This window comes from Gilliamella sp. LMG 34362 (assembly GCF_984569125.1).
In genome coordinates this window covers 2,613,210-2,632,147 of sequence record NZ_OZ474902.1, presented here as the reverse complement: position 1 = coordinate 2,632,147, position 18,938 = coordinate 2,613,210, and the positions used below count along the sequence as shown (strand labels likewise).

Annotated in this window: 15 protein-coding genes; 7 read left to right on the top strand and 8 right to left on the bottom strand. The window is 34.8% G+C overall.

The window, feature by feature from the left end:
• Positions 1 to 165: 165 nt before the first annotated feature.
• From ompA to AC5LWZ_RS12000, 3 genes are all read right to left on the bottom strand, one after another.
• Positions 166 to 1,263 (bottom strand): porin OmpA, encoded by a 1,098-nt coding sequence (gene ompA, locus AC5LWZ_RS12010; protein WP_493463776.1) that lies wholly within the window; start codon positions 1,261 to 1,263, stop codon positions 166 to 168.
• Positions 1,264 to 1,449: 186 nt separating this feature from the next.
• A complete protein-coding gene (locus tag AC5LWZ_RS12005) occupies positions 1,450 to 2,358 on the bottom strand; it encodes a recombination-associated protein RdgC (protein WP_493463775.1) in 909 nt (302 codons plus the stop codon).
• A gap of 119 nt (positions 2,359 to 2,477) precedes the next feature.
• Positions 2,478 to 3,227: a MipA/OmpV family protein gene (locus tag AC5LWZ_RS12000; RefSeq protein WP_493463774.1), complete on the bottom strand. Its 750-nt coding sequence runs from the start codon at positions 3,225 to 3,227 to the stop codon at positions 2,478 to 2,480.
• Between the two features lie 167 nt (positions 3,228 to 3,394).
• Between AC5LWZ_RS12000 and AC5LWZ_RS11995 the strand changes: the two genes are divergently transcribed.
• From AC5LWZ_RS11995 to AC5LWZ_RS11985, 3 genes are all read left to right on the top strand, one after another.
• The gene (locus tag AC5LWZ_RS11995; protein WP_086356644.1) at positions 3,395 to 4,804 is read left to right on the top strand and encodes an aspartate aminotransferase family protein; all 1,410 of its coding nucleotides are present in this window, start codon (positions 3,395 to 3,397) and stop codon (positions 4,802 to 4,804) included.
• 73 nt (positions 4,805 to 4,877) lie between these two features.
• Positions 4,878 to 5,927, top strand: coding sequence for a GNAT family N-acetyltransferase (locus AC5LWZ_RS11990; protein WP_110447022.1), 1,050 nt, complete (start codon positions 4,878 to 4,880; stop codon positions 5,925 to 5,927).
• A complete protein-coding gene (locus AC5LWZ_RS11985; RefSeq protein ID WP_198221178.1) occupies positions 5,924 to 6,796 on the top strand; it encodes an arginase family protein in 873 nt (290 codons plus the stop codon). Before AC5LWZ_RS11990 ends, AC5LWZ_RS11985 begins: the two co-directional genes overlap by 4 nt.
• A gap of 57 nt (positions 6,797 to 6,853) precedes the next feature.
• Here the strand turns inward: AC5LWZ_RS11985 and AC5LWZ_RS11980 are convergent, their stop codons facing one another.
• Genes AC5LWZ_RS11980 through AC5LWZ_RS11965 form a run of 4 tightly spaced genes read right to left on the bottom strand, consistent with a single transcriptional unit; the run spans position 6,854 to position 9,182 of the window.
• A complete protein-coding gene (locus tag AC5LWZ_RS11980) occupies positions 6,854 to 7,252 on the bottom strand; it encodes a DMT family transporter (RefSeq protein ID WP_110447024.1) in 399 nt (132 codons plus the stop codon).
• A gap of 1 nt (position 7,253) precedes the next feature.
• Positions 7,254 to 7,610 carry a DMT family transporter gene (locus tag AC5LWZ_RS11975; RefSeq protein ID WP_034901884.1) on the bottom strand — a complete coding sequence of 119 codons (357 nt, stop codon included), beginning with the start codon at positions 7,608 to 7,610 and terminating at the stop codon, positions 7,254 to 7,256.
• A complete protein-coding gene (locus AC5LWZ_RS11970) occupies positions 7,610 to 8,443 on the bottom strand; it encodes an alpha/beta hydrolase (RefSeq protein ID WP_034901882.1) in 834 nt (277 codons plus the stop codon). Before AC5LWZ_RS11970 ends, AC5LWZ_RS11975 begins: the two co-directional genes overlap by 1 nt.
• 10 nt (positions 8,444 to 8,453) lie before the next feature.
• Complete coding sequence (locus tag AC5LWZ_RS11965) at positions 8,454 to 9,182, bottom strand: MtnX-like HAD-IB family phosphatase (protein ID WP_493463773.1); 729 nt, start codon at positions 9,180 to 9,182, stop codon at positions 8,454 to 8,456.
• A 161-nt stretch (positions 9,183 to 9,343) separates the two neighbouring features.
• Here AC5LWZ_RS11965 and AC5LWZ_RS11960 point away from each other — a divergent pair, with 161 nt between their 5' ends.
• The 4 genes from AC5LWZ_RS11960 to purL all read left to right on the top strand — a co-directional run bounded on the left by AC5LWZ_RS11960 (position 9,344) and on the right by purL (position 17,571).
• Positions 9,344 to 10,072, top strand: a complete 729-nt coding sequence (locus tag AC5LWZ_RS11960) for a winged helix-turn-helix domain-containing protein (protein WP_065614669.1) — start codon at positions 9,344 to 9,346, stop codon at positions 10,070 to 10,072.
• A complete protein-coding gene (locus tag AC5LWZ_RS11955; RefSeq protein WP_294892798.1) occupies positions 10,069 to 11,412 on the top strand; it encodes an ATP-binding protein in 1,344 nt (447 codons plus the stop codon). The genes AC5LWZ_RS11960 and AC5LWZ_RS11955 overlap by 4 nt, the downstream gene beginning before the upstream one ends.
• Before the next feature lie 207 nt (positions 11,413 to 11,619).
• Positions 11,620 to 13,296: a glutamine--tRNA ligase gene (gene glnS, locus AC5LWZ_RS11950; protein WP_294892796.1), complete on the top strand. Its 1,677-nt coding sequence runs from the start codon at positions 11,620 to 11,622 to the stop codon at positions 13,294 to 13,296.
• Between the two features lie 372 nt (positions 13,297 to 13,668).
• On the top strand, positions 13,669 to 17,571 hold the full coding sequence (gene purL / locus AC5LWZ_RS11945; RefSeq protein ID WP_294892795.1) for a phosphoribosylformylglycinamidine synthase: 3,903 nt from the start codon (positions 13,669 to 13,671) through the stop codon (positions 17,569 to 17,571).
• Between the two features lie 60 nt (positions 17,572 to 17,631).
• Here purL and AC5LWZ_RS11940 read toward each other — a convergent pair whose 3' ends face one another.
• A complete protein-coding gene (locus AC5LWZ_RS11940; RefSeq protein ID WP_110447029.1) occupies positions 17,632 to 18,711 on the bottom strand; it encodes a 3-deoxy-7-phosphoheptulonate synthase in 1,080 nt (359 codons plus the stop codon).
• Between the last annotated feature and the right edge of the window lie 227 nt (positions 18,712 to 18,938).

Sequence of the window (18,938 nt, the reverse complement as noted above, 5' to 3'; positions counted from 1 at the left end):
GGCTACTCCTTTAACTAGGATACTAACAATATTTTGTTGATTATAATCTTTTTTGTGGATAATTTATAGCTTAAAAGCAAGATATAATTTATTAATTAACAAAAGGTATAAATAAAAAACCCAGCTTTAAGCTGGGTTTTAACAGATATCATTAATCAACAATTATTATTTTGTTTGATCAATTACTTGAACTTCTTGAACGTTACGAGCTTTAACTTCAATTTCAACACGACGATCTGGTGCTAAACATGCTTTTAAGTCAGCGCCACGAAGTGCATTACATTTAGTACCAGTAACTGGTTGTGATTTACCCATACCTCGTGAAGTGATAATTTCAGCTGGTACACCTTTTTGTACTAAGTAGTTTAATACAGTGTGAGCACGACGTTCTGATAGTTTTTGGTTGTAGTTATCAGAACCAATACGGTCAGTATGACCAATTACTACGATAGCACTTTCAGATGGATTAATTTTAACAAGTGTTGCTAATAAGTTATCAAGTGCTTGGCGACCTTCTGCTTTTAAGTCAGCTTTTGCATAAGCAAATAACACATCTTCATTTAACACATAACGGTTTACTTCAGTTTTGATTTCAACTGGAGCGGCAACCGCTGGTGAACCTAAACGGTAAGTGATACCTAAGCTCACAGTACCTGCATCTGGAGATGCACCGGTTTTAGTATGAATATGTTGAACATATTGATATTCTAAACGAGTTGAGAAGTTTTCGTCAAAACGATAATCAAGGCCTAAAGCATAAACAGGCGATAAATCAGTTTTTGTACCGTTACCAAGTTTGCTCTTAGTTCTAACATCACCACCATTTTTCCATTTAGCAATAGTTACCATTCCACCCGCGCGACCATAGATATCTAAATCGTCAGAGATAAATGATAATGGGTAGCTTAGTTTACCAGTTAAAGAAACGCCTTGAGCTGAAACTTTGCTATTACCAGCTTTGCTACGATCATTTAAGTCAGTTCTTTTATATTTTGCAGAACCTAACCAGTCATAACCTAATTCAAATGCTAAGTAAGGATTAGATTGGAAACCTAAGAATGCACCGCCAGCAATATTACTGCGATTAGATGTTTTGATGCTGACATCATCAAAAGCACGAACTTTTTTTGCATCTAATTTATAAAGTTCTGACCAACCTAATTTAGCACCTGTATAAAAAGTGTTGTCTTCATATGCTGCATTAGCGGCAGTAGCGGTTAAACTTGCGACTGCAATTGCTAGAGCTAGAGTAGTTTTTTTCATTTTTTGCCTCAACTTATTTGTTGTTATAGACGTTGTTTAATTTGATTTTATTGTTTAAATTTACTTCTTAAATACATATTACTAATAATTATGTTACACATAATCTAGTCTTAATTATAGCACATAAATTGCGCAAAGCTAGATAGAATAATTTTACGCTTTAAAAATTAAATAGTTTTAATTGCATTAATTAATTTTATTAATTGTAATATATAAATCATTTATAGAGTTAGATAATGTATTGGCCATAATGTAAAAATCCGCTTCGAGTCGTTTATCAAACTCATCAGAACCAATATCTTCATTTTCGTCCATTATAATAGAATCAAATTTTACTTTTTTCAATGTAAAGTCTGGGTTAATAATAAAATTGGTACCACGTTCATCAATAATTTTAAGTTTGGTTACCCATTTACCGGAATCTAAGTGAACTAACATTTCGTCACTAGTGATATCTTGTTTTTTGCAGTTAATAATTCCATTACCTTCTAGTGGATCTTTTAATTCAGCTTCATCACCTAATATAAAAGGAGGAAAATTTAACTTTTCTTTAACCCAATTGGTCATTATCTTTTCAAGTGGTTTATCGATTGATAATGGGGTTAATGCTAAAGATCCAAGCTCTTTACGTAAAATTGCTAAAATATCTTCAGCTAGTTTAAAACTACTACAATCAATAATAATTCTTCTATTTTCAGTATCGATCCATAACCAATAATGGTTATATTTACTAAATGCTCTAGGCATTAAATCGAACATCACTTCATCTTTTAATGTGGCTTTTTCATTTTTGCTGAGCTTTCGACTTAATGCTTTCTCTTGTTTGTCAATTTTATCAATTAGTGCTTGTTTAATTACTGGCGCTGGTAATATTTTAGTTTCTTTTTTAATCCGTAACAGTAAATGTCCTTGCATATCAATAATGAAATCATCTAAGTTATTATCATTATAAGGCGATACCCATCCCATCTTAGTGGTATCTAAATTACCGCACGGCGAAAATGAAGCCGATTTAAGCGCTTGTTCAATAGTTTGTTTATTAAGTAAATTGTCATTATTAAGTTGGTAAATAATTGCGTTTTTAAACCAAAGCATAGTGTTATATTTCCAAATATTTGCTTTACGGAGTTTATTTTATCATAACGATTTATAATAAAAATTTCATAGACGATGATATATTATCGCCTTAGTAATAAGATTTGATAAGAAATTCTTTAAAATTTATAAGATACACCCATATAAATAGATGTTACCGCACTCTCACCAACCATTGGGCTATCGGCTGCATCACCTGTTAGTTTATCAATATGGACTCCACCAAAGGTTGCAATATTATCTGTTAACGAATATTGAGCCGCAATTTCAAAGTAAGGCGTAAAAGAGCTATCAGCATTGAAATAACCTAAGCCTGAACGTGCAGATTCTTTGTGCGAGATTCCATAATAATAGTCATTATGTTTATGATTTGCCCAATTTATACCGATAGTTGGTGCAACAATCAAATTATTTTCAATATAAGGCACAGTATAATCAGCATTAACTAAAATACTATTACTATTATCAAGGATATCAGCGCCAATACTACTAGAAAAAATACCCCAATTGGTATTAAAGGAATATTCAATATCCGCTAGTAGGGTTGAGTGGCGACTATCGAGCTGTTTTAGTTTATGATTATCAGAATCGTGGGGTTTAAATTCATTAGCTAAATAGCGAGCGCCAAAGGATAGACTTTGGTTATCATCATTGAGGGCATAAACCCCAGCAGAAAGATCATCAATAAAAAACGAGCCATTGTCATAATCAATGTGTGGTATAGGATAGTAGTTTGAACTATAACTTTTATATGGTGAAGTTGACCAACCTAAACCGATTCCCAATGAGGTAGATTCTGCTGATACAATTTGCGTATATCCTAGAGAACACATTGATAATAGCGAAATTATACAGCTTATTCTTTTCATTTTAATACCTATTCATAGTGATATGGTTTACGAGAGCTATTGTGATTTCTTTATCTCAAGTCTGTCGTCACAAAATCTATACAGTAATTGTACATTGTTACAATCACTTTTCTCTGATAATAATGCCACATTTTGTCATATTTGAATATGGATTAGTGAGATAAATTATGAGTAAACCAACTAAAGAAATGATTAACAGTCGCCCTGACGACGCAGTATTATTAGCTGATGAAGCAAAATATTGCTCATTTGGCGATACTGTGCATTACGTTGAACCACCAAAGATTTTTGATGGCTGTGAAGGTAGCTACATGTATGATAAAGAAGGTAAAGCTTTTCTTGATTTACAAATGTGGTACTCAGCTTGTAACTTTGGTTATGCCAATGAGCGTCTAAATAACGTACTTAAAAAACAAATCGATACTTTACCTCAATGTGCGAGTCAGTATCTTCATCCAACTAAAATTGAACTAGCAAAAACTATTGCTCAAGGTATGGAAAAACGATTTGGTTACCAAGGCCGTGTGCATTTTAATGTTGGTGGTTCACAATGTATTGAAGATTCATTAAAAGTAGTTCGTAATGCGACTGGTGGTAAATCTTTAATGTTTGCTTTCCAAGGTGGCTACCATGGTCGTACTCTTGGTGCATCATCAATTACTTCAAGTTATCGTTATCGCCGTCGTTATGGTCATTTTGGTGATCGTGCTATGTTTGTTCCTTTCCCATATCCATTCCGTCGCCCTAAAGGAATGACTTCAGAAGAGTATGGTGAACATTTAGTTGCTGAATTTGCTCGTTTATTTGAAACAGAATATCACGGTGTTTGGGATCCTAAAGTAGGTCAAGCTGAATATGCTGCTTTCTATGCCGAACCTTTACAAGCAACAGGCGGTTATATTGTCCCTCCTCGTAACTACTTTAAAGGTTTGAAAAAAGTTTTAGATCAATATGGTATTTTATTAGTCGTTGATGAAATCCAAATGGGCTTTTATCGTACTGGTAAACTATGGTCAATCGAACACTTTGATGTTAAACCTGATGTAGTGGTATTTGCCAAAGCATTAACTAATGGTTTAAATCCACTAGGTGGGTTATGGGCTCGTGAAGAGTTAATTAATCCTGAAGTATTTCCTGTTGGTTCAACACATTCAACTTTTGCTTCAAATCCATTAGGTACTGCGGTTGGCTTAGAAGTATTAAAAATGACTTCAGAAACCGATTACGAAAAAATGGTGATGGAAAGTGGTGCATACTTCCTTGAAGGATTAAAAACACTTGAGAAGAAACATAAAGAAATTGGTGAGGTTGATGGCTTAGGTCTTGCACTACGTGCTGAGATTTGTACCGATGACGGTTTTACAGCTAATAAAGCATTAGTTGATAAAATGGTTGATATTGGTATGTCAGGTGATCTTGACTGGAAAGGTAATAAAATGGGCTTGGTGCTTGATATTGGTGGTTATTATAAAAATGTTATCACTTTTGCTCCTTCATTACATATTACTCGTCAAGAAATCGATCAAGGTATTGAATTACTTGACCAATTAATTACTCGAGCTAAAAAAGAACTTTAAGTCTTAAAGCAAAATAATCCCGCTAATATGTGTTAGCGGGATTCTAGTTATACCCGATCCTTTATAGAAAGTTATGCGATATATCAATCAACTAGAACCAAATGAACTAATCAATAATTTTATTTCTCATCCACCACAGGAATTTACGAGCTGGATGAGTGAAGATGGTGTACCTGCTTTTTCTGCTAAGTTTGATTTGCTCACAACTGCCGATGATGATTTTAAAAATAAAGTTCATAAATTACCTTTTTATAGCAAATGGCGACATTGGTTACAACCAAAAACATGTTTTGTCGGAACGACAGTTTCAGAATACAGTTTGTTAACTGATAAAGTGAATGCACAGCAATTAGCTGATAATGTTAAAACAGCGTATGCAAAGAAATATCCTTTTACTATTGTGAAAGATTTACCTTCCGATTCGCCTTTACTAAGTAAGCAGGATAATCAATATTCTAAACAGGTTATTGGGTCATTAAAAGATAACGGTTTTATTGAAGTTGAAGGACAAGCTTTAGCGTGGGTTCCAATCGATTTCGAATCGATAAATGACTTTTTGGCAAAATTATCATATAGCCGTCGTAAGAATTTAAGAAGAAAGCTGAAATCTCGTGAAAAATTAGAGATTAATATCTTACAAACTGGTGATGACTATTTTTTTGATGACGCCAATCTTGATTTATATTATCAGCTTTATCTTAATGTATATGAACAAAGTGAAATACATTTTGATTTATTAACCAAACCATTTTTTATCCAATTACTGCAAAGTAAAGCAGCAAATGGGCGTATTTTTACTTATCACTATAATGGCCAATTAATTGGTTATAACATCTGTTTTGTGGTGAATAATGTTCTAATTGATAAGTATATTGGTATGGTTTATCCACTGGCACGGGAGTTGAATCTCTATTTTGTTAGCTGGTTTGTTAATCTTGAATATGCATTACAACAGAAACTAAGTAGTTATGTCGCAGGTTGGACAGATCCCGAAGTTAAAGCTTCGTTAGGTGCTAGTTTTACTTTAACCAAACATCTAGTTTATATTCGAAATCCTCTGTTAAGACTAATTTTACGTAAATTAATAGGCCATTTTGAAACCGATAAGGAGAAAGTAGCATGACATTGCCGGTTATCCTTAATTTTGATCAAAGCGTAGGTGAAATTAATGACGCTAAAACGATTGATTTCACGCAGTGGCAAGATGTAATTCGCTTTGGTTGTAATGAAAAAAATTTCCAAAAATTTAAAATGCAATTACAACAATCATTACCAGAAAACTATGGCACAGTGTTGATGGGGAGCGGTGATTATCATCATATTTCGCTATTACTAATTGAGCAACTTGCTAAGCAATATTCAGCAGATAATCCAATTGAAGTGATTATTTTTGATAATCATCCAGACAATATGCGTTATCTATTTGGTGTTCACTGTGGCTCATGGGTGAGCTATGTAGCAAGTTTACCGTTCGTAAGTCATGTTCATGTGTTAGGCATAACTTCTAATGATATTGGATTATGGCATTTTTGGGAAAATAGATGGTCACCGCTATTTCATAAAAAATTGACTTATTGGAGCTTAGATGTCAATGTTTCTTGGGCGAAAAAAATTGGCTTGAATCAAGCTTTTCGTCATTTTGATTCGCCTGATGATTTGATTACCCAGTTTCTATCTGAACAATATCGTAATACTAAACCAATATATTTATCGATAGATAAAGACGTATTAAGTGAAGAGGTTATTCATACTAATTGGGATCAAGGAAAACTGCAAACTTATCACTTATTGGATACTATTTCCTCAATTAAACCACGAATTATTGGTAGTGATATCACTGGTGAATTATCAATATGGCAACCGAAAAGTTGGTTTAAACGATTGCTTAGTTCATTAGATAAACAACCAGAAATATCCTTAGAGAACTTAAATGGTTGGCAACAAGAACAATATCAACTCAATTTAACATTATTAAACGCTTTAAAAGCCTAGTATTATTAATCTATTATTCTTTTAATAAAATACAGCTAGGCTTGACTTTAGTTTTGATTAATAACTGTTATGACTGTTTTTGTTGGTTAGTTTACTTTCCGCCAATGCCAGAAACATAATTCCTGAAACAATCAATATTGTTCCAATTAACTTAAATAACGTTATTGGTTCATTAAATAACCAAACTGATGCAATCATTACCGTGACGACTTCGAAATGAGATGCCGCAAAAGCTGGTCCGACAGGCGCTTTTTTTAATAAAGTCATCCAAGTGAAGAAAGTAAAAATATAACCTGCAATTGATACATAGATCCAATGGCCAGAAAAAACCCTAATAATCCATTCAACACTCATCGCAAGAGGTTGTGCATGCTCAGCAGCCAATTTGAAGCTGCACTGGGCAATGGTATCAAACATTAATAATACGGTAAAACCAATCAAATAAAACTTAGCCATATTAAGACATTCCCACAAAAATAACACCAGCAGTTATTAATAACATACCAATAATGCGATAAAGAGTGAGTAATTCTTTGAAAAGAATTCGACCAACTAACATAATAGTAATAATATTAAATGAGGCCAGTAATACTCCTTGAGATAGTGGCACTAAAGTTAAAAAGGCTAGCCACAATAAAAATTCAGCAATGTAAGATGCTATTCCTACCCAAATCCAATGATTTTTAGCCAAATCCAACCAGTAATACCAACCATCTCGATTGGTCGGTGATATTGCAGCATATTTAAAGGCAACTTGTCCTAAAGTATCAAAACAGATATTACTAACCCAAAGAAAAATAACTAAGGATGACATTATGCTTGATTTCCTTCTACAATATGATTAAAGAATGAAGCACATTCTTTAATCACTTCTCGGCGTTGGCTATCAATGGTAATTAAATGATAACTATCATTTAATACGATTAACTGTTTTGGGCCGGAAACGTGTTTTTCAACTAATTTTGCATTTGTTTCAATATTGGCAATGTCATCATTGCCTGAATGCATAATTAAACACGGTGAGGTAACTTTAGGTAACTCCTGACGCATATGTTTAGCCAATAACTGCATTTCAGCTAAAGCTGGGAAAGGGTTACCTGCCAGTCCTGCAGAGGCGGCGTCACCACTTAACATGCTTTCAGACACAACAGCCCGAATCCGCTCATCCTTAAGGCCATAAGGTGGTTTTTCAATAAAAGATACTTTTTGAAAAATACCAAGTTTTTTGAAATAGACTAATAAAAAGAAGAATTTTTTAGCCCAAAATGGCATGCTCCAGCCATCATAAGAAAAAGTAGGTGCTAAAACACCAACACCTTTCACTTGATTGGGACGATCGGCAGCTAATTTTAACGCTAATAATGCGCCCATAGATAAACCTGCGACAAACAGATTATCAACATGTTGAGCTAAATAATCAGCACCATCTTGAACACTTTTATACCAATCTTGCCAAGTTGTTTTACATAGATCTGCTTCTGTACCACAGTGACCAGCTAACTGTATTGCATACACAGTAAATCCAGCTTTATGTAAACCATTGGCTAAAATACGCATTTCATTTGGTGTACCAGTTAAACCGTGAATTAATAGCACACCATTTTTATTACCAGGTAAAAAATAAGATAAATCTTCAATTGTACTCATTATTATTCCTTTATTTTACCGCCATGACTGGAATTAGTGTTTGTTGCATCTGTTTTAATGCTGCGGTTACATCAGCAAAACTCTCAATAGCACTGTGTTTAATATTGTTTTTTTCGCAATAATTAATCAACTTATCTTTGGCGAAAACAAGATCGACATGATGAGAAACGCAAAAATCGGACGTACCATCACCAACATACAGTATCTGAGGAAAATGTTGCTGTTGTTTAACATGATTGCATTTGCAGTTACCGCTTTGTTTAATACAATTTTTATTGGCAAATGGGAACTCCAGGCGCCAACTTCGTTGATTATTATGCATTAACTTATTGGCATAAATAGGTAAATTCTCAATACTATGGTGTTTTAACACAAACTGAATAGCATAATCTAAGCCGTCACTAACTACATGAACTGGAATATGATTTTTTTCAGTGTAATCAATAAATTCTTTAAAATTATCATCAATTTCAATTTTTGCTAATGCTTGATTGAGTTCCTCTAGGCTAGCATCCATTAATGCAATCTGTTTACTCATACATTCTTGAGAGCCGATTTTGCCACTAACCCATAACTCTTCAAGTTCATCACAACCATCTTGACCAAATTGACTAAGTAAAGTATCAGTAACATCTTTAACACTAATTGTGCCATCAAAATCACATAAAATAATAGGGTTTTGGTGGTGAGTATAAGATGGCTGAAAAAGATGATTAGTAATTGATGAAAAAGTATTCATAGTTAACGAAAAAATTGCTTAGTTATAGATATTGGCGCCAATTCTCTCATATAGCGGTCGTAAACTTTGTAGGCTCTTTGTATATCTTTTGTAACGAGGCTTCATTTACCTGTATAATAAGGTATTTTGAAGTACACATTATACGGTAAAGAGAGCCGAAAATGAGTGAACGTATATTAATCATCGAAGATGATGAAAGATTAGCCAATTTAATCCAAGTTTATTTAATCCGTCAGGGGTATATGGTTGATTGGCATAATAGTGGTGCAGGTGCCGAAGAAAAAATACAACAGATCAATCCTGATTTAGTTATTTTAGATGTCATGCTGCCAGAAAAATCTGGATTTGATATATGTCGAGATATACGTTCGTGGTTTACAAACTATATTCTGATTATGACCGCGAGTGAAGACAATATTGATGAAATTGTTGGTTTAGAGTTAGGTGCAGATGATTATCTAGCTAAACCTATAGAACCGCGGTTATTACTTGCTCGTATTCGTGCATTGTTGCGACGAAAACAGATCGAAACCGATAAAGAAAGCTATAAGGAACTAATAACTTCATTTAACAATAATACTCTGGTCTTTGATAATTTGGTTATTGATGGTGAAAATCGAAGAGTGTTATTAGATGGGCAAGATATCGATTTGACTACGGCAGAATTTGATTTACTTTGGTTATTAGCAAATAACGCCGGTAAGATTTTATCGCGAGACGATATATTTTCTCAAGTAAGAGGTATTGATTTTGATGGTAGCGATCGTTCTATTGATGCGCGCATTTCTCGATTACGGCGCAAATTACTAGATGATCCTGACAACTCATCACGGATCAAAACCGTGCGTGGAAAAGGCTATTTATTTATGCGTGAAGGGGAAAATCATTGAAACAATTATTAGCTAAACCGCTATTCTTCAATCGCCGCATCGTCTTTTACCTTGTTATTTTGCTTTCGTTACAATGTATTATTGCTTATGGTGCATTATTGGTGTTTGACTCATTACCTTCGTCTTTAACTGATATGCCCGATGATCATCTTATTTTTCGTGAATCACAACGCGGAACTGTCAACTTAATTCGTAAACACATTGATGAAAATAAGCAACGTCCATTGCAAGAAGTAGTGAATGAATTGCAGCCTTCTTTTGGTTATCCAATAAAAGTTTTACCAGAACAGACTATCTTGTCTCATTCCGTTGAAAAAGAGTTAGAAAAACTCGGTTTTGCTTATGATGGTGATGACGAGGTTGTCTATATTGATTTAAAGGATGGACATCTATTGCAACTAGGTCCGATTTTAATGCGAGATATATTAGAATCGAATACTATGTCGTTGAGTGTATTTCTTATTATTTGGGCCTTGTTTAGTGCCATTATCTTTTTTATTTTAATCTATTTTGCTTTTAGTGCCGTTTGGAAAGATTTGGTTAATATTCGCCAAACCGCAGAGCAATTGGGACAAGGAAATTTAAAAGCGCGTACTGAAAATGTAAAAGGTTGGTTATTTAAACCGTTAGCTAATGTACTTAATAACATGGGGACTCAGATAGAACATTTAGTTAGTACCAACCAAACGATTTCACATGCGATGGCTCATGAACTACGTACGCCACTTGCACGGATGCGATTTGAGTTAAGTATGCTTGAAGAGTCCAGCGATGAGCATGAAAAAGCATTACTGCAAAAAGGAATGAGCGATGATATTAATGAACTTGAAACGCTGATAAATGCCAGTTTGAATTATTTCAAAATGCAGCAGAGTAATATCGAATTAAATCTTACTAATGTATCGTTGAAAGAATGGGGCGAAAAAGTTTGTCAATCATTAGCACTATTTAAACCAAAAGGGTTTGAATTAATTTGTAATAGCCAAAATGTCGAAGCTAAAATTGATACTAATTTGGCTGAAACCATGGTCAAAAATTTACTACTCAATGCGTTTAAATATGCTGCACATAAAGCGGTGTTGAATATCACAAAACAGGATCATCGAGTGATTTTAGAGATTGATGATGATGGGACTGGTATTCCTTTTGATGCTCGTGAAAAAATTTTTATGCCTTTTGCTCGACTTGATACTAGCCGCACACGTTCAACCGGCGGATATGGGTTAGGCCTTGCTTATGTAAAATTAATGGCTGAATTTCATGACGGTAAAGCATTTGTGGTGACTAGTCCATTAGGGGGTGCTAGATTTGTGGTTTCGATAAAATCAGGTGAAGAATAATCAAGCTAGATTTAATAAAATTTAATCAAAAATTATTAAGAAAGATATAGATTTAAATAACAATATTTTTTCAGATAACTTAAAACTCTCGTTTTTAACGTTTCGAAAAAACAAAAAATTTGCTATATTCTTTGATCAAAATGATAAAAGTGAAAAATCTCATTTCTAAATTGGTCATGAGTAAACATATATAATTAGAGGTTTTTTATGAGCGGTGTATTACCGACAGAGAACGAAACTCGTCCAACTAACTTTATACGTCAAATTATTGATGCAGATCTTGCGGCAGGAAAATATAAAACAACCCATACTCGTTTTCCGCCTGAGCCTAATGGTTATCTACATATTGGTCATGCAAAATCTATCTGTTTAAATTTCGGGATTGCGCAAGATTATCAGGGTAAATGTAATTTACGCTTTGATGATACCAATCCTGCCAAAGAAGATATTGAATACGTTGAATCTATAAAAGAAGATGTTCGTTGGTTAGGATTCCAATGGGATGGTGAAATCTGTTACTCATCTGACTATTTTGACCGTTTATATGAATATGCAATTGAACTGATTAATAAAGGTCTTGCTTATGTTGATGAGTTGTCTGCTGATGAAATCCGCGAATATCGTGGAACATTAACACAAGCAGGTAAAAATAGCCCTTATCGTGATCGAAGCATTGAAGAAAACCTAGCATTATTTATCCAAATGAAGGAAGGTAAATTTGCTGAAGGTAAAGCCTGCTTAAGAGCAAAAATTGATATGGCATCACCATTTATTGTTATGCGTGATCCCGTATTATATCGTATAAAATTTGCTGAGCATCACCAAACAGGCAATAAATGGTGTATTTACCCAATGTATGATTTTACACATTGTATCTCGGATGCTATTGAAAATATAACTCATTCACTTTGTACACTTGAGTTTCAAGATAATCGTCGTTTGTACGATTGGGTTTTAGATAATATTACTATTGAAGCAAGACCACATCAGTATGAGTTTTCGAGACTAAATCTTGAATATGCTATTACTTCTAAACGAAAATTAACCCAGTTAGTTTCTGAACAAATTGTTGACGGTTGGAATGACCCTCGGATGCCTACCGTATCGGGTTTGCGTCGCCGTGGTTATACACCGGCATCAATTCGTGAATTTTGTCGTCGAATTGGTGTAACTAAACAAGAAAATACGGTTGAAATGAGTACACTTGAGTTCTGTATTCGTGAAGATCTTAATGAAAATGCGCCACGAGCAATGGCGGTACTTGATCCTGTTAAAGTTGTCATTGAAAACTTTTCGGAAACACTTGATGAAGTACTTAGCATGCCAAATCACCCTAATCGCCCAGAATTAGGTCATCGAGAAGTGACATTCACGCGTGAAATTTATATTGATCGAGCTGATTTTAGGGAAGAAGCAAATAAAAATTATAAGCGTTTAGTATTAGGTAAAGAAGTTCGTTTGCGTAATGCTTATGTGATACGAGCAGAGCGTGTTGAAAAAGATGTGGACGGTAATATTCAAACTATTTATTGTAGTTATGATCCTGCTACATTAAATAAAAATCCTGAAGATGGACGTAAAGTTAAAGGCGTTATTCACTGGGTGTCAGCTAAATTTGCAAAGCCAGCTGAAATTCGTCTTTATGATCGGCTATTTAATACTCCAAATCCAGGTAGTGCAGAGGACTTTTTATCAACTATCAATCCAAATTCATTAATTATTAAACATGGGTTTGTTGAGCCTAGTTTGCAAAAAGCTGAAGCAGAACACGCTTATCAATTTGAACGTGAAGGTTATTTTTGTCTTGATAGTAAATATGCCACTGAAGATAATTTAGTATTTAATCGAACAGTGGGATTAAGAGACAGTTGGAACGAAGCTTAATCATAATCAATACGCCAACTTTGGTTGGCGTATTGATTTAATCCACTCTACTTAATATTTTTATTGATATCATCGTCAGAAGCTTAGTTTGGCTTACTTTTGCAGTATGAATATAATCCTCAATAATAATGATTACTAACAGATTGTAATTAAAAATTTTCTTAATTTGATAATAAACATTAAAGATTTATTTTAAAAAATTGTAGTGTTTTAAATAATCATAAAAAGCCGAATTGAACATTAAAAAACCCCTTTCCTCAAAATTCTTTAATTACATTATATTATGATTTTTAAGATAGCCTCTTTGTTCAGTTTATTTTATAATGTTGTTCTATTTTTTTCCTATTTTGGCTTAAAAAGAGTACTCTTAGCATGAAAATTTTAGCTGGTTCTTCTGCTCTATCTGCATTTCGTATTAATAAAATTTTATCCTCTTGTCGTGAACAATCTATCCCTATAACAAATATTGAAGCCCAATACATTCACTTTATTGATTTAAGTGATGAATTAACTGTTCAACAACAATTAACCTTAGATAAGTTGTTACAATATGGTCCCAAAAGTGCGCAAATAAATGTCGAAGATAAAACCAGTAAAATACTCTTTTTAGTTACTCCACGCGAAGGTACTATTTCGCCATGGTCATCTAAAGCTACTGATATTGCACATAATTGTGGATTATCAAAAATCCATCGAATAGAACGAGGTATTGCTTATTATGTGCAAGCTAGTTCTCTGTTAACTGATTGTCAAAAAAATACTTTTTTAGGATTGATACATGACCGAATGATGGAGACCGTATTAAACAGTTTTGAGCAAGCAGAACAATTATTTAAGGCTGACCAACCCAAACCAGTAACAATTATTGATTTGTTAGGACAAGGTCGTCAAGCATTAGAGGAAGCTAATCTAAAATTAGGTTTGGCTTTAGCACCAGATGAAATTGACTATTTGGTTGAGAATTTTCAAAAATTAAACCGTAATCCGACTGACATTGAGCTTTATATGTTTGGTCAAGCAAACTCTGAACATTGTCGTCATAAAATATTTAATGCTGATTGGATTATTGATGGTGTTAAACAACCAAAATCATTATTTAAAATGATCAAAAATACTTTTGAACATACGCCTGATTATGTGTCATCCGCTTATAAGGATAATGCCGCTGTTATGGATGGTTCGAAAGTTGGACGATTCTTTGCTGATTATGATAGTCGAAGTTATGATTATCATCAGGAATATGCTGATATTTTAATGAAGGTGGAAACCCATAATCACCCAACGGCAATATCACCTTGGCCAGGTGCGGCAACCGGTAGTGGCGGTGAAATTCGAGATGAAGGAGCGACAGGAAAAGGAGCTAAACCAAAAGCAGGATTAGTTGGTTTTTCTGTTTCGAACTTACGAATTCCAAATTTTGAACAGCCTTGGGAACAAGATTTTGGTAAACCCGATCGAATTGTTAGTGCGTTTGACATTATGATGGATGGGCCCTTAGGTGGTGCAGCATTTAATAATGAATTTGGTCGTCCAGCTTTACTTGGTTATTTTCGTACTTATGAAGAGAAAGTAAACAGTTATAACGGCGATGAAGTCAGAGGATACCACAAACCGATTATGTTAGCTGGTGGTATGGGCAATATTCGTCGTGAACATATTCAAAAAGGTGAATTTCCTATCGGCTCTAAATTAATTGTATTAGGTGGGCCTGCCATGAATATTGGTTTAGGTGGTGGTGCTGCCTCATCTATGACATCAGGACAATCAGATGCAGATCTTGATTTTGCTTCAGTTCAACGTGATAACCCAGAAATGGAGCGTCGTTGCCAAGAAGTAATAGATCGTTGTTGGCAACTTGGTGATAAAAACCCAATTTTATTTATTCATGATGTTGGTGCTGGTGGTTTGTCCAATGCGATGCCTGAACTAGTTAGTGATGGTGGTTGTGGCGGTCAATTTGAATTGCGCAAAATATTAAGTGACGAACCAGGTATGTCACCGTTAGAAATTTGGTGTAATGAATCACAAGAGCGCTATGTACTGGCTATTCATCCAGAAAGCTTAGAATTGTTTGATGAACTTTGTAAGCGTGAACGTACACCTTATGCAGTAATTGGTGAAGCTACAATTAATAAAGCAGTCGTGTTACATGATGAACATTTTAATAATAATCCAATAGATTTACCGTTAGATGTGCTATTGGGTAAAACGCCAAAAATGTTACGAGATGTTAAAACTAGCCAAGCACAAGGTGATCATTTTTCAACATCCGATATCAATTTATATGATGCGGTAAAACGAGTATTACATTTGCCAGTTGTGGCGGAAAAAACTTTCTTAATTACCATTGGTGATCGTTCGGTAACAGGTATGGTTGCTCGTGATCAGATGGTAGGACCTTGGCAAGTGCCGGTTGCCGATTGCGCAGTGACAACAGCAAGTTTAGACAGTTATTACGGTGAAGCCATGTCAATGGGAGAACGAGCTCCTGTTGCCCTGCTTAATTTTGCGGCATCAGCTAGATTAGCGGTTGGTGAAGCAATTACCAATATTGCTGCGACAAATATTGGCGACATAAAACGTATTAAGCTTTCCGCTAACTGGATGGCTGCAGCTGGTCATCCTGGTGAAGATGCTGGTCTTTATCAAGCCGTTAAAGCCATTGGTGAAGAGTTATGTCCTGCTTTAGGATTAGCCATTCCGGTTGGTAAAGACTCCATGTCAATGAAAACAACATGGCAACAAGATGGTGAACAAAAAACGGTAACTTCACCGTTATCATTGGTGATTTCCGCATTTGCTCGAGTTGAAGATGTGCGTAAAACAGTTACCCCACAACTTTGTACAAATGAGGATAATCTATTACTATTTATTGATTTATCTCGAGGTCATCAAGCATTAGGCGCAACAGCATTAGCACAAGTTTATCGTCATCTAGGACAAAGAACAGCTGATGTTCATGATGCTAAAGAATTAGCCGCTTTTTATCAGGCTATCCAAAGTTTAGTTGCGCAAAATACCTTACTTGCTTACCACGACCGTTCTGATGGTGGTTTATTGATAACCTTAGCAGAAATGGCATTTGCAGGACATTGTGGTATAGATATTGATATTAATTCACTTGGTAGCGATGTTATTGCCTCACTATTTAATGAAGAACTCGGCGCAGTTATTCAAATTCGTAATAGTGATTTAGAAAAAGTCATGACATGCTTTAAGCAGTTTGGTTTATCTCAAGCGATTCATACATTAGGAATAGCTAAAACAGGACAGCAATTTATTATTCGTAATAATAGCGCTGTGGTGTATAGCGAATCGCGATTGACATTAAGAACATGGTGGGCAGAAACCACTTGGCAGATGCAACGCTTACGTGATAACCCACAATGTGCAGATCAAGAACACCAAGCTAAGCAAAATGATGAAGATCCAGGTTTAAGTGTTCATCTTACTTTTGATATTGCGCAAGATATTGCTGCACCTTACATAGTCAAAGGCGTGAAGCCTAAGGTTGCAGTTTTACGTGAACAAGGTGTCAATTCACATGTTGAAATGGCAGCAGCATTTGCTCGAGCAGGTTTTGAGTCAATTGATGTTCATATGACGGATTTATTATCAGGTCAAGTGACTTTGAATCAATTTAATACTTTAGTTGCTTGTGGCGGTTTTTCTTATGGCGATGTATTAGGGGCCGGTGAAGGTTGGGCTAAGTCTATTTTATTTAATGAACAGGTTCGTCATGAGTTTGAGCAATTCTTCCAGCGCAATGATACTTTATCGTTAGGTGTTTGTAATGGCTGCCAGATGATGTCGAATTTAAAAGAACTGATACCTGGTGCTGAGTTATGGCCTCGTTTTGTTCGTAATGTATCGGAACGTTTTGAGGCTCGATTTAGTCTAGTTCAAATTCAGTCTAGCCCTTCATTACTTTTTACTGATATGGCTGGATCGCATATGCCGATTGCTGTTTCACATGGTGAAGGTCAAGTTGAAACCTATGATTTAGCGCATTTAACTAATTTAGAAAATTCAGGTTTGGTTGCCGCACGTTATATTAACCACTTTGGTCAAGTGACAGAAGTGTATCCTGCTAATCCAAATGGATCGCCAAACGGTATTACTGCGGTAACATCTAATGATGGGCGTGCAACAATCATGATGCCACATCCTGAACGAGTATTTAGAACCGTAACCAACTCATGGCATCCTGATAATTGGGGAGAAGATAGCCCGTGGATGCGAATTTTCCGTAATGCACGTAAACAACTCGGTTAAAAAAAATTCGCCGACCATTGGTCGGCGAATTTACTTACTGTTATAGAAAATAGGCTAAATTTAGATAGTCTGCTTTTGTCGACTAAGTAGTGGTTTAGCTAAATCACTATCCATTCTTCGCAATAATTGCTCAGTCGTTTCAAAGTTAATACAAGCATCAGTAACGGATACTCCATATTTGAAATTTTCTTTTGGTTGTTCAGATGATTGATTACCTTCAAATAAATTACTCTCTATCATTACTCCAATAATTGAGTTATTGCCTTGCTTAATTTGCTCAATAATCGAGTCTGCAACGATAGGTTGATTGCGGTAATCTTTGTTGGAATTAGCATGACTACAATCTATCATTAAGTTAGGGACTAATTTAGCCTTATCCATTTGCTGTTCACATAAAGCAACATTTTCAGCATCATAATTAGGTGTTTTTCCGCCTCTTAGAATCACGTGACCGTGCGGATTACCTAAAGTTTGTAATACTGTAACTTGCCCTTTTTGATTAATACCAACAAATCGATGCGCCATTGAAGCTGATTTCATTGCATTAATTGCTACGTCTAAACTTCCATCTGTACCATTTTTGAAACCAACAGGCATTGATAGTCCAGAAGCCATTTCTCGATGGGTTTGTGATTCAGTTGTTCTCGCTCCAATAGCTGACCAGCTAATTAAATCACCAATGTATTGCGGTGTGTTTGGATCTAATGCTTCTGTTGCAATTGGTAATCCAATCTTAGTGATATCAAGTAACAATTTACGTGCTTTTTTTAAGCCATGTTCAATATCAAACGAGCTATCCATATGCGGGTCATTAATCATACCTTTCCAACCAACAGTAGTTCTTGGTTTTTCAAAATAAACTCGCATAACAATAAATAAGTTATCTTTCACTTCATCAGAAAGTTTTTTTAGTTTATGTGCATATTCAATAGCTGCATCAGGATCATGAATAGAACAAGGACCACAAACTATAAGTAATCGGTGATCTCGACGTTCTAAAATATCAACAATGGTTTGTCGGGATGAAGCAATTTGATTTTCTAATTCAGATGATAATGGATAAAGTTTTTTTATTTCTTCTGGTGTGATTAACATATGCTCATCTCTGATTCGAACATTATTTAGTGTGTCTTTTAACATTTGGTTTTCCTTGTTAAAATCATTCATATTTTTATATGTAAAATATTAATTACATAAACAGGCAATATGTAAACACAAAATTACGGAATAGTAAATAAAAAATTAACATATTGTTAGATTAATTGATGGCATGTAAATTAATGTTTACAAGAATTCATGATTAAACTTGCATGAATGTAAATAAATATATACGGATGCGGTGAGAGAATTGTATGCATCCGTATATT

Excerpts from the sequence above, each read along its gene's own strand:
- ompA (WP_493463776.1), bottom strand. The coding sequence starts at position 1,263 with ATGAAAAAAACTACTCTAGCTCTAGCAATTGCAGTCGCAAGTTTAACC.
- AC5LWZ_RS12005 (WP_493463775.1), bottom strand. The coding sequence starts at position 2,358 with ATGCTTTGGTTTAAAAACGCAATTATTTACCAACTTAATAATGACAAT.
- AC5LWZ_RS12000 (WP_493463774.1), bottom strand. The coding sequence starts at position 3,227 with ATGAAAAGAATAAGCTGTATAATTTCGCTATTATCAATGTGTTCTCTA.
- AC5LWZ_RS11995 (WP_086356644.1), top strand. The coding sequence starts at position 3,395 with ATGAGTAAACCAACTAAAGAAATGATTAACAGTCGCCCTGACGACGCA.
- AC5LWZ_RS11990 (WP_110447022.1), top strand. The coding sequence starts at position 4,878 with ATGCGATATATCAATCAACTAGAACCAAATGAACTAATCAATAATTTT.
- AC5LWZ_RS11985 (WP_198221178.1), top strand. The coding sequence starts at position 5,924 with ATGACATTGCCGGTTATCCTTAATTTTGATCAAAGCGTAGGTGAAATT.
- AC5LWZ_RS11980 (WP_110447024.1), bottom strand. The coding sequence starts at position 7,252 with ATGGCTAAGTTTTATTTGATTGGTTTTACCGTATTATTAATGTTTGAT.
- AC5LWZ_RS11975 (WP_034901884.1), bottom strand. The coding sequence starts at position 7,610 with ATGTCATCCTTAGTTATTTTTCTTTGGGTTAGTAATATCTGTTTTGAT.
- AC5LWZ_RS11970 (WP_034901882.1), bottom strand. The coding sequence starts at position 8,443 with ATGAGTACAATTGAAGATTTATCTTATTTTTTACCTGGTAATAAAAAT.
- AC5LWZ_RS11965 (WP_493463773.1), bottom strand. The coding sequence starts at position 9,182 with ATGAATACTTTTTCATCAATTACTAATCATCTTTTTCAGCCATCTTAT.
- AC5LWZ_RS11960 (WP_065614669.1), top strand. The coding sequence starts at position 9,344 with ATGAGTGAACGTATATTAATCATCGAAGATGATGAAAGATTAGCCAAT.
- glnS (WP_294892796.1), top strand. The coding sequence starts at position 11,620 with ATGAGCGGTGTATTACCGACAGAGAACGAAACTCGTCCAACTAACTTT.
- purL (WP_294892795.1), top strand. The coding sequence starts at position 13,669 with ATGAAAATTTTAGCTGGTTCTTCTGCTCTATCTGCATTTCGTATTAAT.
- AC5LWZ_RS11940 (WP_110447029.1), bottom strand. The coding sequence starts at position 18,711 with ATGTTAAAAGACACACTAAATAATGTTCGAATCAGAGATGAGCATATG.